The sequence below is a fragment of the Streptomyces sp. NPDC005262 genome, assembly GCF_042872425.1.
Lineage (GTDB): Bacteria > Actinomycetota > Actinomycetes > Streptomycetales > Streptomycetaceae > Streptomyces.
The window spans coordinates 227,391-240,027 of sequence record NZ_JBIAKK010000008.1; the positions used below are offsets into that span (position 1 = coordinate 227,391).

Below are 12,637 nucleotides of genomic sequence, written 5' to 3' on the forward strand. Positions count from 1 at the left end.
GCTGTTCCCGCCGCACGGCCACGAGGCGTCCGAGGCGTCGGCCGGGGCTGACGACCGGCCGGCAGGTGAGACCTCTTCCACCGGACGCAGGGTCGACGTCCTCGCGGGTGGGCGAGCGGCCGAAGACGGATGGATACGATGCGGTCCGAGAATCACGGCACCGGGGTCGACAGCCTGTGTGCGAGCGGCGAGTTGTCGAGCGGCCTGCACTCTCGACCCTGGACTGCAGGTCAACCTGGTGTGGTCCGGTCCCGGGCCGGTGCAACGGGGGTCCGTACCGCCGATCCCTGACGACATGCGGCGTTCATGCGTGAGGTCTCGACCGCCCGCAATCCCGTCGAGTAGCAAGGGTCACGAGCCATGTCGTCGAAGAACGATCCAGCGGAAGACGTCGAGAGCCTTCAGGGGGCCGAGAGGGTGTTCCGCGGTGTCCACGGTCGCATGTTCGGGATCGCCTATCGAATGCTGGGCAGCGTCAGCGAGGCGGAGGACGTCCTCCAGGAGGTCTGGATCCGCTGGCAGACCTACGACCGGTCCAAGGTGCAGAACGCGCAGGCGTTCCTCGCGACGACCACCACGAGGCTTGCGATCAACGTTCTGCAATCCGCGAGGGTCCGTCGTGAGACCTATGTCGGTCCGTGGCTGCCGGAGCCGGTCGACACCGGCAGTGACCCGGCGCTGGGTGCCGAGCGCGGGGAGGCTCTGGAGGTCGCGGTGCTGATGCTGCTGGAGAAGCTCACTCCTACGGAGCGTGCGGCATACGTGCTGCGGCAGGCGTTCGACTACCCGTACGAACAGATCGCGGAGATCATCGGTCAGACGAATGCGAACGTACGCCAGTTGGTGAGCCGGGCGCGGAAGCACCTGGCCGCCGAGAAACGTGCGAGTGTCGCGGCTGACGAGCACCAGCGGTTCCTCACCGCGTTCGTGGCGGCGGCACAGACAGGGAACGTGACCGCATTGGAGGAGCTGTTCGCACAGGACGTCGTCTCGTACTCCGACGGTGGAGGGGCAGTTCGGGCGTCGAAGTTCCCCGTTGTGGGCCGTCACCGTGTGGCGAGGTACGTCCACGCGTTCGCCGACACCTTCTGGACCGGTGTGACGGTGGACCAGGTCGAGAGCAACGGCCGGCCCGCGGTGCGTCTGTACCGTGACGGGAACGTCTTCGCCGTTGTGACAGTGAGTGTGAACGAAGACGGTATCGACCGGGTGATGTGGATGATGAACCCGTCGAAACTCGCCGCCATGGCCGCCTGAGCCTTCCGTCCCACCCCTCACACCAGGCACGGATGATCAGCGGGTCCGGCGGAAGCGACACGGGGCGCACCGTGGCCACGCAGCGGCTGTGCGGCACCCTGTTCCGTCGCTTCTGCGAGGCCGCGCCCGGGCCCGGTACCCGATGGGAGCCCGGTGGCCGTCGCCCGACGCCCCAGCAGAAAGGACTATTTCTCATGGATGAGAACCAGGAAGAGGACCTGTCCGTCGCTGAGGTCATCGAGGTACAGGCGGGGCTGACGCACGTCACTGCACACATATGCCTCGAGATCCTCGACTCCGTCCGGCACAGGCGGAAGCTGTACATGGGTGAGTGGCTGCCTGAGCAGGTGCCGGACGGGAGGACCACCGTGGTTTCGGCTCCGGTGCGGGCGCCGGACCGGATCACGTTCGACGAGTCCCGGAACACGGCGCCGATGGTCGTACTGGAATCCCTGACGCCTGCGGCCCGGGTCGCGTTCGTTCTGCGTGACATGGTCGCCCTGTCGTTCGGAGGAATCGCCGCGATCGTCTGCCGCATCCCGCAGATGTGCCGGAAACTCGCGTCCTGCGCCTGTCGGCACGTGCGCGAGCGGTGCAGACGTGGACGGGAGACCGCGTCCGAAGTGCACACCCGCGTCGTCACGGCCTTCTGGGCCGCCTGCGATACCGGCGACCTCGCCGCTCTCGTCTCGCTGCTCGATCCGGACGCCACCACGCTCAGCGACGGGGGCGGCAAGGTGCGCGCTGCCCTGAAGCCGATCCACGGCGCGGACCGCACGGCCCGCTTCATGCTGGCGGCATTGCTGCACCACCCCAAGCTCAGAGCCACCTTGCAATCCGTGAACGGCAAGACGGGTCTGGTCCTCCGCCACGGCACCACCGTGTCCGGTGTCGTCAGTTTCCACGTCCAGGACGAGAAGATCACAGACGTGTGGCTGGTACTCAACCCCGACAAGCTCCGCAGTTGGAACCGCAGCTGACCACGCGAACCCCCACCGTCGCCGGGTCCGGGCTCTCCGTCCGGACGCCGGCCACTGCGACAGGTGTGGCGCCGTCGCCCAACGGATGCAGGTCGAGTCCCGTCGAGCCTTCCGCTACGGGTGCAGCACGACCTTCGTGTAGCCCTCGATCCGCTTGTCGAACTTGTCGTACGCCGACGACGCCTGGTCCAGAGGCAGTTCATGCGAGACGACGAAGCTCGGCGTCGCCCGGCCCTCGATGATCATGTCGCGCAGGTACCGGTTGTAGCGCTTCACGTTGCACTGCCCCGTACCGATCCGCAGGCCCTTCTCGAAGAGCTTGCCGATCGAGACAAGGAGCATGCCGTGCTTGGCCTGCTCGTTGGGGCCTCCGGGGTCGGCCGGGACGTAGAGTCCGGGCACGCCGAGCGCTCCGGTGGCCCGGACCGTGCTGACGAGTGAGTTCAGAACCGTCGCCGGTTCCTCGCGGTCCGTGCCCTGAGCCGTGGCCTGGTAGCCGACGGCGTCCACTCCCTTGTCCGTGCCGACGCCCTCGGTCTGCTCCCTGATCTGCTCCACGGGATCGCCCTCGGCGAAGTTGATCGGAACCGCACCTATCTCCCGGGCCTTCTCCAGCCGTTCGGGAACCCGGTCCACGACGAACACCTTCTTCGCGCCGCGCAGCAGGGCCGAGTACGCGGCCATGAGCCCGACCGGCCCGCCGCCGTACACGGCGACACTTTCGCCCGGGCGGACATCGGCGAGTTCACAGCCGTGGTAGCCGGTGGGGAAGATGTCGGCAAGCAGAATGAAGTCGGTCTCCAGCTCATTTCCCGGGGGCAGCTTCAGACAGTTGAAGTCGGCGTAGGGAACGCGCAGGTATTCGGCCTGGCCGCCCGGCCAGGGCCCCATGGCGACATAGCCGTAAGCGCCGCCCGCGAAGCCGGGATTGACGGTCTGACAGAATCCGGTGAGTCCCTCCACGCAATTGATGCAGAATCCGCAGGCGACATTGAAGGGCATGACCACGCGGTCGCCCTCTTTGAGCGAGGTGATTCCCTGGCCGATGTCCTCGATGATTCCCATGTTCTCGTGGCCGAAGACGATGCCGGGCTCAGCTGCGGTACGACCCTCGTACATGTGCAGGTCAGAGCCGCAGATCGCGGTGGAGGTGATCCGTACGATCACATCGTTCGGGTGCTGAATCCTGGGCTTTTCAACGTCTTCGACCGCCACGGTGAACGGTCCCTTGTACACGACGGCTTTCACGCCTGCCACCTCCGCTCGGCGATGCACGCACGCTCCCCGCCCCAGCCCCACGCGTTTCCACGTGACCCATCTCTCATGATTCTCCGGCCTGCGCCAACAGACAACCCGGTAATCTCGGGAGAAATGCCCACCCAGGTGTCGCACCGAGATACGGAAAAGGAGGGCGAGGAGTGGCAGCACAACGGCTCGGGACTCTGCTCGTCCCAGTACCTGGCCTGTCCGGTACCACGTACCCGCCCGGAACGACGGTGACTGTCCGCGGTCGCGGCGCGACTGTGGATGCCTTCGTCAACGGCGACTGGCTTCCGCTGTCGTGGTGGGAGTTCTCCGACGGCCTCCGCGAGGACATCGCCGACCGCTGACCCCGGCGCGGAGGTGCCGTGGCTGTCGTCGTGCGCCCGCCAGGGATTACGGGACAGCTCTTAGACTGCCGCTCATGATTACGGCCATGACCAGCAGCGGGACTGCTGAACCTGTCATCCTCGACGCGGCTGAGCTGACGTCCGATCCCGAACTGGGCGCCCGGTTGGTGGAGTCGGCCCACCGGATCCTGGCGGACCTGGTCCGTGGAGGCGCAGCGCTGGGTTGGGTCACGCCCCCCTCGCGCGATGAGGTGGCGGAACTCCTCGGACACGTCGTCACTGCCGTGCAGGCCGGCGACGGGGCCCTGCGTGCCGCATACATCGAACGTCGGCTTGTCGGGTTGGGGTACTGGCTGCGCTACGTGCGACCGACTCATCGACCGCACGCCGATCTGGAGAAGATCGCGGTGGATGCTGCTGTCCAGGGTCGTGGCGTCGGTCGGGCGCTGGCCACTGCTTTGATCGCCGACGCCCGGCGGGCGGGTGTGGAGGTCCTCACCCTGGACGCCCGTGGCGACAACGGCGAAGCCCTGGCCCTCTACCGGGCGCTGGGCTTCACCGAGTACGGCCGTCTGCCCGACTTCGTCGCCGTCGGTGAACGCCGCTACGACAAGGTCTTCCACATGCTGGACTTCCGCCGGGAAGGGTGACACCACACCCGAAGACAGGGAAACGGCCACCTCGTGTTTCCCGTCGGCTGCCGCCGACATGGACCCCGGACTTCCACTCCGTCTCGCTCCCGTGTGAGGCAATCCCCGACTCAGCCTCGGGGATTGCCTCACACGGGGCTATGCGGCAGGAGCGGGTCCTGCCACCGCCACCTGGGCCGGGCGCAGGAGGCGGTCGCCGACCCGGTAGCCGTGGCGCAGCACCTCGGTGCACACGGCTTCACGGCCCGTCCCGGAGGCGCGGTACTCGATCGCCTCATGTGTGTTCGGGTCGAAGGGTTCACCCGCGGCACCGACAGTGCGCAGCCCCAGAGCCGCCAGCCGCTCCTCGAGTACGTCGAAGAGGACCGCCGCAGCGCCGTCGCAGTCGCCGTGCCGTCGAGCCGCCTCCACGACATCCAGGACCGGAAGCAGGCCGGTGAGTACATTGACCACCGCGATCTCCCTTACGGCCAGCCGGTCGCGGCGCACCCTCTTGCGGTAGTTGTCGTACTCGGCCTTCACCCGCTGCAGATCCTCGGTCAGCTCCGCGATCTGCTCACGCAGCGGTGCGGCGTCCGCCCGATCGGAGTCCGGGCGTCCCTGACCGACGCCGTCCGGACCGGACACATCCTGCCGCCGCCGGGGCTGCAGGATGACCGGGTCGTTCCTGCGCACGTCGCGCATCACGACAGGTGACCGCTCGCTCTGATGCCTGAGGTGCGGGTCCTTGCTCATCCGGCTCCTCCCTTCTGCTCGTCGTCGACGATCTCCGCATCGACGACGTCCTCGTCGCCGGAGCCCGTGTCCCCAGCCGTGCTGCTGTCGGCCGCGCCGCCCTCACCGGCTCGGGCCTGCGTCTGCGCGTAGAGGGCGGTGCCGATCCGCTGTGCGGCCGCACTCGCCTTCTCGGTGGCGGCACGGATCTCGGTGGTGTCCTCGCCCTTGAGTTTCTCCTTCAGCTCGGTGAGCGCGGCCTCCACCTCCGTCTTCACGTCCCCTGGGATCTTGTCCGCGTTGTCCTGCAGCAGCTTCTCGGTCTGGTAGACCAGGGATTCCGCCTGGTTGCGGGTCTCGGCCGCCTCGCGACGGCGGTGGTCCTCCTCCGCGTACTGCTCGGCCTCCTGCACCATGCGGTCGATGTCGTCCCTGGGCAGAGAAGAACCACCGGTGACGGTCATCTTCTGCTCCTTGCCGGTGCCGAGGTCCTTGGCAGCGACGTGCATGATGCCGTTGGCGTCGATGTCGAAGGTGACCTCGATCTGCGGGACACCACGCGGGGCCGGTGGCAGACCGGTCAGCTCGAAAACGCCCAGCTTCTTGTTGTACGCCGCGATCTCGCGCTCGCCCTGGTAGACCTGGATCTGCACCGACGGCTGGTTGTCGTCGGCCGTCGTGAAGATCTCGGACCGCTTGGTCGGGATCGTGGTGTTGCGCTCGATGAGCTTCGTCATGATGCCGCCCTTGGTCTCGATACCGAGGGACAGCGGTGTGACGTCGAGGAGCAGGACGTCCTTGACCTCACCCTTGAGGACACCGGCCTGGAGCGAGGCGCCGATGGCGACGACCTCGTCGGGGTTCACGCCCTTGTGCGGATCCTTGGAGGTCAGCTCCTTCACCAGTTCGGTCACTGCCGGCATCCGCGTCGACCCGCCCACCAGGATCACATGGTCGATGTCCGACACCTTGATCCCGGCGTCCTTGACGGCGTTGTGGAACGGACCCTTGCAGCGCTCCAGCAGGTCCGCGGTGAGCTGCTCGAACTGCGCACGCGTCAGCTTCTCGTCCAGGTGCAGCGGGCCCTCGGCCGACGCCGAGATGTAGGGCAGGTTGATCGTCGTCTCGGTCGCGGACGACAGTTCGATCTTCGCCTTCTCCGCAGCCTCGCGCAGACGCTGCAGCGCCATCTTGTCCTTGGACAGGTCGACGCCGTAGCCGTTCTTGAACTGCTTCACCAGGTGGTCGACGATCTGCTGGTCCCAGTCGTCACCGCCGAGGTGTGTGTCGCCGTTGGTCGCCTTCACCTCCACGAGGCCCTCGCCGATGTCCAGCAGGGATACGTCGAAGGTGCCGCCACCGAGGTCGAACACGAGGATCGTCTGGTCGTTCTCCTTGTCCAGGCCGTAGGCCAGGGCCGCGGACGTCGGCTCGTTGATGATCCGCAGCACGTTCAGGCCCGCGATGTGGCCCGCCTCCTTGGTCGCGGTGCGCTGGGAGTCGTTGAAGTACGCCGGGACGGTGATCACCGCGTCGGTGACGTCCTCCCCGAGATGTGCTTCGGCGTCCCGCTTCAGTTTCTGCAGCACGCGCGCGGAGATCTCCTGCGCGGTGTACCGCTTGCCGTCGATGTCACCGGACTCGGGGAAACGCCACTGCGCCTCTCCCATGTGCCGCTTGACCGACCGCGCGGTGCGCTCGACATTCGTCACTGCCTGCCGCTTGGCGATCTCGCCGACGAGCACCTCACCCGTCTTGGCGAACGCCACCACCGACGGAGTGGTCCGCGCGCCTTCGGTATTCGCAATGACCGTCGGCTCGCCGGCCTCGAGCACAGACACCACGGAGTTCGTCGTTCCCAGGTCAACGCCCACAGCCCGTGCCATCACTGCCTCCCTTTCCCGGCAATGCTTGATGCTCTTCCATTGATAAAACCTGAGTGCAACTGGGTCAAGTATGGTCCGCCTCTCTGGCCCGCCGCGGAGTAGAGAGACCCGGGCGGGCCTGCTCGGGGGTCGCGCTCACACCGCGACGACGCCCGTTGTCGTACCTGCGGAACCTCTCGATCTGCTGGACGAGGAGGTCCACGCGGTCGGCAAGATCGCGGCGATCCTCCAGGTAGGGGAGCGCGTGAGCGAGCGGCTCGACGAGGCGGGCGGCGTCGCTGAGGTCGATCGCACACCGGGAGGGGGACCCCCGACGTCGGCGGCCCAGCAATCGGGGGCGAACCGGTTCGGAGGGCCGGGCGGCCACTTGCTGCCACTCCCTGGGGCCATTGTCCCCGTTAGCCATGTCACCGGCCTGCTCGCCGGCGCTTCGACCCTGCGGGCCCTGATGAGCACCGACCCGTTCCGGCAGCTGCAACGTCGGCGAAACCGCCCCCGGAAGACAGAGCAGAAGCCCAGATCGCCAGGGCCGACATCACACCGGGCAAGGGCCACCAGTTCCACGTCACCGGGCATCCCGCGGGCGACCGGTGCGAGTACCGGCAGAGCGCGATGAGTACGCCGCCTCGCCGACGATGTGATCAATCACTGGGACCGAAGTCACCACCGGGCTAAAAAGGATGCGCACCCGGCACGGTTGGCCCCGGTCATCCGGGAGGACCATCCGGGGACGTGTGCGCGGCGGAGAGGTCTCCCGATGCCTCATCGCCAGGACGCTCCCGTACAGATCTCCAGGTGTGTGACGGTCGAGGTCAGCTCGATCGCGCACCGGGCCGTACGGCCGTGACCGGCGTCGGTCGCCCGGCCGGCCCTGTGGACGACGGGACAGGAGCCGTCGGACATGTGTGTGGTGGTGCGGGTCCTGCCGTCCTCGTAAGACGGCAATGAGGAGAGGCCATGGCGCGGGTGGAAGTGGACGGCACCGAAATCGTTGTTCGCCTGTCGTGGTGGGAGAAGGTCGCGACACGCCACAGCGAGGTGCGGGTGCCGGGATCGGCACTTCGCCGTCTGTATATCGAGCCCGACTGGTGGCGGGCTCTTCGCGGTGGGCGCGGCCGGGGCACCTGGATTCCTGGACGGCTGTGCGCGGGCATCCGCCCACTTCAGGAGGGACAGGACTTCGCGTTCGTACGGGCCGGGGGGCCGGTGCTGTGTGTGGAACTGCGCCGGGGTGCACCGTTCGACAGGCTGGCGATCTCCGTCCCCGACCCTGAGCGGGCGATGCGGGATCTGCTGCCGCTGGTCCCGCGGGATCGTCTGGGAACGTGAGCGCCGATGACTTGACGTCGCTGATCGGAGCCGCCCTGGCCGACTCCTTCGCCCCTCCGGGACGAGAAGCCCGGCAGACTCTGTGCCCATGGAGCCAACCACCCGGACGGGGGAACCGGCAGCAGGACAGGTGCCTTGTTCTGTGCCTCAAGGGCGCCTTCATCATCCGTAACTCCGACGGCGCCCTCTTCACCGTGTCCGACACGCAGGGCGGCCACGTCATCCAGCGTGTTCAGGCCTACTGCGCCGACCAGGTGCGCGGCCGGCCGCCGGCGTGCGTCCCCACGAACCTTCCTCGCCGGACTGCTCGTGAGCGGGGCGCCTCACCGATTGCGGCCTCGGAGTGATCGGCGCAGGGTGGGTACGTCAGTCCCCCTCACAGAGAAGGACAGCATCGTTATGAGCAAGGCAAAGGCGAAGGCCAAGCAGGTCAAGGGCAAGCTGAAGGAAACCGCTGGCGATGCCATGGGCGACAAGGGCATGCAGTCGGAGGGCCGCAGCGAGCAATTGACGGGCAAGGCCCAGGAGACCGCCGCAAAGGCGGCTGAGCGGTTGAAGAAGTCCGGACGCTAGTTGCCCGGACGCAGGAAGGACCGCGCAGCCGGGGGACGGCATTCGTGCTTCACGCTCGTGCGCCGGGGCTTCAGATTTCGGTGCTACTGACACTTCACCGGCGTTCAGCGAACGTCGAGTCGAGTTGCTCGCAACACCGGTTCGGAGGCTGATCATCCGTCATGCACGCCTCTCCAGAGGTGGAGTCATCGCGCCCGGCCCGTCGTCCAGCGCCCGCCATGGCTGTTCCTGAGCGTTCGTGTTGTGCACAGGACGGCCATGGCGGGGTGGACGGATTCCCGCTCTCCATGAGCGCTGAGAGTCGGACGCGACAGTGATACTCCTCAAGCCTCCAGGTGTCTACGCGCCGCAGGAAGACACAGCCATGCTGATATCCGCTCTGCGGCGCGAGCATCTGTCACCCCGGGCCGATGTGCTCGACGTGGGTACCGGTACCGGCGCGGTGGCCATCGCCGCAGCCCGCCACGGCGCTGCCCGCGTTGTGGCCATCGACGCGTCGGCGGCGGCGGTGCTCACCACACGGCTCAACGCACTGCTGTCCGGGCACGCGCGGGTGATCCGGGTCAGCCGTGGCGACCTGACGGAACCTGTGACCGGCCTGAGATTCGACGTGGTGCTGGCGAACCCACCGTACGTACCGTCCGCTGACGCCCGCATGACACGCCGCGGTGCTGCTCGGGCCTGGGAGGCGGGGATCGACGGCCGGGCTGTCATCGACCGGCTCTGTGCCAAGGTTCCCGCTCTGCTGCGCCCAAGGGGTGTGCTGCTGGCTGTCCACTCCGTGATGAGCAACCCGGCGATGACCGTGGCGCGGCTGACCGAAGCCGAACTGGACGTCACCGTGACCGACCGCCGGTTCGTTCCCTTCGGCCCTGTGCTGCGTGAACGCGCCGACTGGCTGGAGGCCCAGGGCCTGATCGAGCACGGCCAGGAGAAGGAGGAACTGGTGGTGATCCGTGCCGTACGGCCGCGATGAACCAGGGACCGCGCCTCGGGCAGCCGCACGACGCGTCATGCAGGAGCCGGGCGGACCCATGCTCGTGGAAGGGCCCGTCGAAGTTGTCCAGGAGGACGGCAGCATTGCTCGCTCGGACCGGCCTGTCGTCGCCCTGTGCACCTGCCGACGGAGCCTCATCTTCCCTTGGTGCGACACGAGCCACCGCGGCCGGAAGAAGCGGAAGGCTCCACCGCCGGCCTCGGAGCGGCGCGCGGAGTGAGGACTCGCCGTCCGTTCTGCGGCGGCCGGGACACCCTGCCGAGACGCCGGCCCGCCCGGCGTGGCCTCGAGCGTAGGGAGGCATTCTCAGCAACCCGGCGTGGGGCGAACGGCGAGGGGCCGAAGCCCTGCGACAGCGGCTTGGGCGCGCCATGAGCGGGAAGGGGTGTGTGCCCGGGGCGTGGCTGCGCCGGGGTGGTGAGTGCCGTGTCCGTCTTCGCGGGCAGAGCACAGGTTTTGTTTCCTTGACCGGTTGTCCGGGTGACTGCGGCTCCGATCTGCGGAGGGCGACGAACCCGAGGAAGGGACTTTCATGGGACACGGCGGGAATGTGATCGTGGAGCTCACGGCCGATCATCGTGAGCTGGAGGAGTTGTTCGCGCGGATCGAGGCGCAGCCGGTCGACCATCCGCGGCGACGTGAGCTGGCCGACCTGCTGACCGCGGAACTGGTGCGGCACTCCGTCGCCGAGGAGATGTACCTGTATCCGACGGTACGCAAGTACGTACCGCACGGTGATGCGCTGGCGGACAAGGAACTTGCCGATCACGCCAAGGTCGAGCAGATGCTCAAGGACCTCGAAGACCTGCACGCCGACGATCCGCAGTTCAACGACATCGTTGCGAAACTGAAGTTCGAGGTCGCCTCCCACGTCCGTGAGGAGGAGCACGAGCTGTTCCCGACACTCGCGGAGTCGTCTTCATCCGACAAGCTGGGCGAGCTGGGGCGGCTGGTGCGCCGCGCCAAGGAGGTGGCCCCCACCCGACCGCACCCCTCCCTCCCGGACACCCCGCCCGCCAACAAGCTGCTCGCGCCCGGCGTCGGACTGGTGGACCGGGTGCGCGACCTGCTGAGCGGCCGCACGACCACAGGCTGAACCGTCAACCAGTGTCCGCAAGGAAGCCTGGGGCGCCCTGCCGTGCGGTGGACCCGTCCCGAGCGGTGCGGATGCACCGGGTTCCCCGCTTCCGCTTCCCGTCGGGCGGAGGCTCTCCAGGGGACGCCGAGCTCTGAACTCCGTCCGAGCAGGGGATGACCCATGCTCGGATCGTCTCCGGGGACGTTGTCGCGCGATCCCGATGGCGACGGCACCATGGCGGGACACCTTTTCCCGTCTGCGTATGCGATCACGGCCGGCTCGCGTAAGGATCGGATTACGGGCGGTGGCCCGGTAGCGCCCCGGCCCTGCGTGGGCCGGTCCCCTTCCCCGGCGCTCCGGTCCGCTTCCCGGCCTGTGGGATCTCAACGTTCGCAGCACCAGACGAGGCTGTGACCTGCGGGTACCCAGTCAGTCTCATGGTGAGGCCACGTTCCTGTCTCAGGAGCGTGGCCATTTCCTGAAGTTCGGTCCGCGGAGCAGTTCCGCGGATCTGGACCTCGCAAGTCGGGTGCGGTGATCTCACGGCTGCTGTCCGGCGGCCTTCGGTGCGGGCGCGGGGTGCTCCGCAGGCCGGGGCGCGGTCAGGTCGAGCAGGAGCAGGGCGTCGTGGTCGGGGGTGCCGGGTTCTGCGGTGTAGACGCCGATGCGCTGGCCCGGGGTGCCTTCCACGTGCAGTGACTGCGAGGTGAGGGTGACCGTTCCGACCTGCGGGTGCTGGAAGACCTTCTGTGTCGGTTTGCGTCCGGCAACCTCGTAGCGTTCCCACAGGCCCGCGAAGTCCGGGCTTTTGAGGAGGAGTTCGCCGACCAGATTGGTGAGGTCGGGGGCGTCGGGGGCGGTGCCGGCGACGGCGCGCAGCCGGGCAACGCAGCCGGTGATCTGCCGGTCCCAGTCCGGGAACAGATCACGCGCGACCGGGTGGAGGAAGAGGTAGCGGGCGAGGTTGCGGTGCTTGGCCGGCCAGTCCTCCAGGCCCGCGTACAGGGCGAGGCCGCCGGGGTTCCAGGCGAGCATGTCCATGCTGCGGCTGATCACGTAGGCCGGGTTCGGGCGCAGGGACTCGAGCAGCAGTTTGAGGTGGGGGCGCACGGTGCGGCTGGGCGCGGGCGGCGGTTCGGAGGCGTAGCGGGCGGCACGGGCGGCGAGCTCGCGCAGGTGCTGGTGCTCTTGGTCGTCCATGTGCAGGGCGCGGGCGAGGGAGTCGAGGACGGCGGGGCTGGGGCGGGTCTCCTTGCCGCGTTCCAGGCGTACGTAGTAGTCGATGCTGATGCCGGCGAGGGTGGCCAGCTCCTCGCGGCGCAGGCCGGGGGTGCGGCGGAAGCCGGCGCCGACGGTGAGGCCGACGTGTTCAGGGCTGGTCTGGGTGCGGCGGGCGCGCAGGTAGCGGCCCAGCTCGGCGCCCTCGCTGTGCGCGCTCTCGGAAGCCATGTCCCCAGTCTCGCCCGCTCGGGCCCTGGTGTGCAGGAGAGAGAGGGGCCCTGTCATTACCCCTGAAGAGCCCGCCCTGCCACAAGGAAGCAATCCGGGCGAAGGTGAAGGAGT

General features: G+C 68.0%; 13 protein-coding genes. 9 read left to right on the forward strand and 4 right to left on the reverse strand.

What is annotated here, in order from left to right; genetic code table 11:
• Positions 1 to 360 precede the first annotated feature (360 nt).
• Positions 361 to 1,257 (forward strand): RNA polymerase sigma-70 factor, encoded by an 897-nt coding sequence (locus ACFYP5_RS21745; protein ID WP_389038418.1) that lies wholly within the window; start codon positions 361 to 363, stop codon positions 1,255 to 1,257.
• A 194-nt stretch (positions 1,258 to 1,451) separates the two neighbouring features.
• Positions 1,452 to 2,237 (forward strand): nuclear transport factor 2 family protein, encoded by a 786-nt coding sequence (locus ACFYP5_RS21750; protein ID WP_389038420.1) that lies wholly within the window; start codon positions 1,452 to 1,454, stop codon positions 2,235 to 2,237.
• Between the two features lie 114 nt (positions 2,238 to 2,351).
• On the opposite strand, the gene ACFYP5_RS21755 is transcribed toward ACFYP5_RS21750, so the two are convergent.
• Complete coding sequence (locus ACFYP5_RS21755; protein ID WP_389038423.1) at positions 2,352 to 3,485, reverse strand: glutathione-independent formaldehyde dehydrogenase; 1,134 nt, start codon at positions 3,483 to 3,485, stop codon at positions 2,352 to 2,354.
• A gap of 170 nt (positions 3,486 to 3,655) precedes the next feature.
• On the opposite strand from ACFYP5_RS21755, the gene ACFYP5_RS21760 reads away from it, so the two are divergent.
• Together ACFYP5_RS21760 and ACFYP5_RS21765 are read left to right on the forward strand one after the other, a co-directional pair.
• Positions 3,656 to 3,847, forward strand: a complete 192-nt coding sequence (locus tag ACFYP5_RS21760; protein WP_030931808.1) for a hypothetical protein — start codon at positions 3,656 to 3,658, stop codon at positions 3,845 to 3,847.
• 86 nt (positions 3,848 to 3,933) lie between these two features.
• On the forward strand, positions 3,934 to 4,497 hold the full coding sequence (locus tag ACFYP5_RS21765) for a GNAT family N-acetyltransferase (RefSeq protein ID WP_389038426.1): 564 nt from the start codon (positions 3,934 to 3,936) through the stop codon (positions 4,495 to 4,497).
• Between the two features lie 138 nt (positions 4,498 to 4,635).
• Here ACFYP5_RS21765 and grpE read toward each other — a convergent pair whose 3' ends face one another.
• Both grpE and dnaK read right to left on the reverse strand, forming a co-directional pair.
• Complete coding sequence (grpE, locus tag ACFYP5_RS21770) at positions 4,636 to 5,232, reverse strand: nucleotide exchange factor GrpE (protein ID WP_389038429.1); 597 nt, start codon at positions 5,230 to 5,232, stop codon at positions 4,636 to 4,638.
• Positions 5,229 to 7,097: a molecular chaperone DnaK gene (dnaK, locus tag ACFYP5_RS21775; RefSeq protein ID WP_389038432.1), complete on the reverse strand. Its 1,869-nt coding sequence runs from the start codon at positions 7,095 to 7,097 to the stop codon at positions 5,229 to 5,231. Before dnaK ends, grpE begins: the two co-directional genes overlap by 4 nt.
• A 957-nt stretch (positions 7,098 to 8,054) precedes the next feature.
• On the opposite strand from dnaK, the gene ACFYP5_RS21780 reads away from it, so the two are divergent.
• The 5 genes from ACFYP5_RS21780 (at position 8,055) to ACFYP5_RS21800 (ending at position 11,092) form a co-directional block, all read left to right on the forward strand.
• Positions 8,055 to 8,426 (forward strand): hypothetical protein, encoded by a 372-nt coding sequence (locus tag ACFYP5_RS21780; RefSeq protein WP_389038435.1) that lies wholly within the window; start codon positions 8,055 to 8,057, stop codon positions 8,424 to 8,426.
• Between the two features lie 399 nt (positions 8,427 to 8,825).
• Positions 8,826 to 8,999 (forward strand): CsbD family protein, encoded by a 174-nt coding sequence (locus ACFYP5_RS21785; RefSeq protein WP_389038438.1) that lies wholly within the window; start codon positions 8,826 to 8,828, stop codon positions 8,997 to 8,999.
• Positions 9,000 to 9,312: 313 nt separating this feature from the next.
• Positions 9,313 to 9,975, forward strand: a complete 663-nt coding sequence (locus ACFYP5_RS21790; RefSeq protein ID WP_389038440.1) for a HemK2/MTQ2 family protein methyltransferase — start codon at positions 9,313 to 9,315, stop codon at positions 9,973 to 9,975.
• A gap of 58 nt (positions 9,976 to 10,033) precedes the next feature.
• On the forward strand, positions 10,034 to 10,216 hold the full coding sequence (locus ACFYP5_RS21795; protein WP_389038443.1) for a CDGSH iron-sulfur domain-containing protein: 183 nt from the start codon (positions 10,034 to 10,036) through the stop codon (positions 10,214 to 10,216).
• Between the two features lie 312 nt (positions 10,217 to 10,528).
• Positions 10,529 to 11,092 carry a hemerythrin domain-containing protein gene (locus ACFYP5_RS21800; RefSeq protein WP_389038446.1) on the forward strand — a complete coding sequence of 188 codons (564 nt, stop codon included), beginning with the start codon at positions 10,529 to 10,531 and terminating at the stop codon, positions 11,090 to 11,092.
• A 522-nt stretch (positions 11,093 to 11,614) separates the two neighbouring features.
• On the opposite strand, the gene ACFYP5_RS21805 is transcribed toward ACFYP5_RS21800, so the two are convergent.
• Positions 11,615 to 12,523, reverse strand: coding sequence for a helix-turn-helix transcriptional regulator (locus ACFYP5_RS21805; protein ID WP_389038448.1), 909 nt, complete (start codon positions 12,521 to 12,523; stop codon positions 11,615 to 11,617).
• Between the last annotated feature and the right edge of the window lie 114 nt (positions 12,524 to 12,637).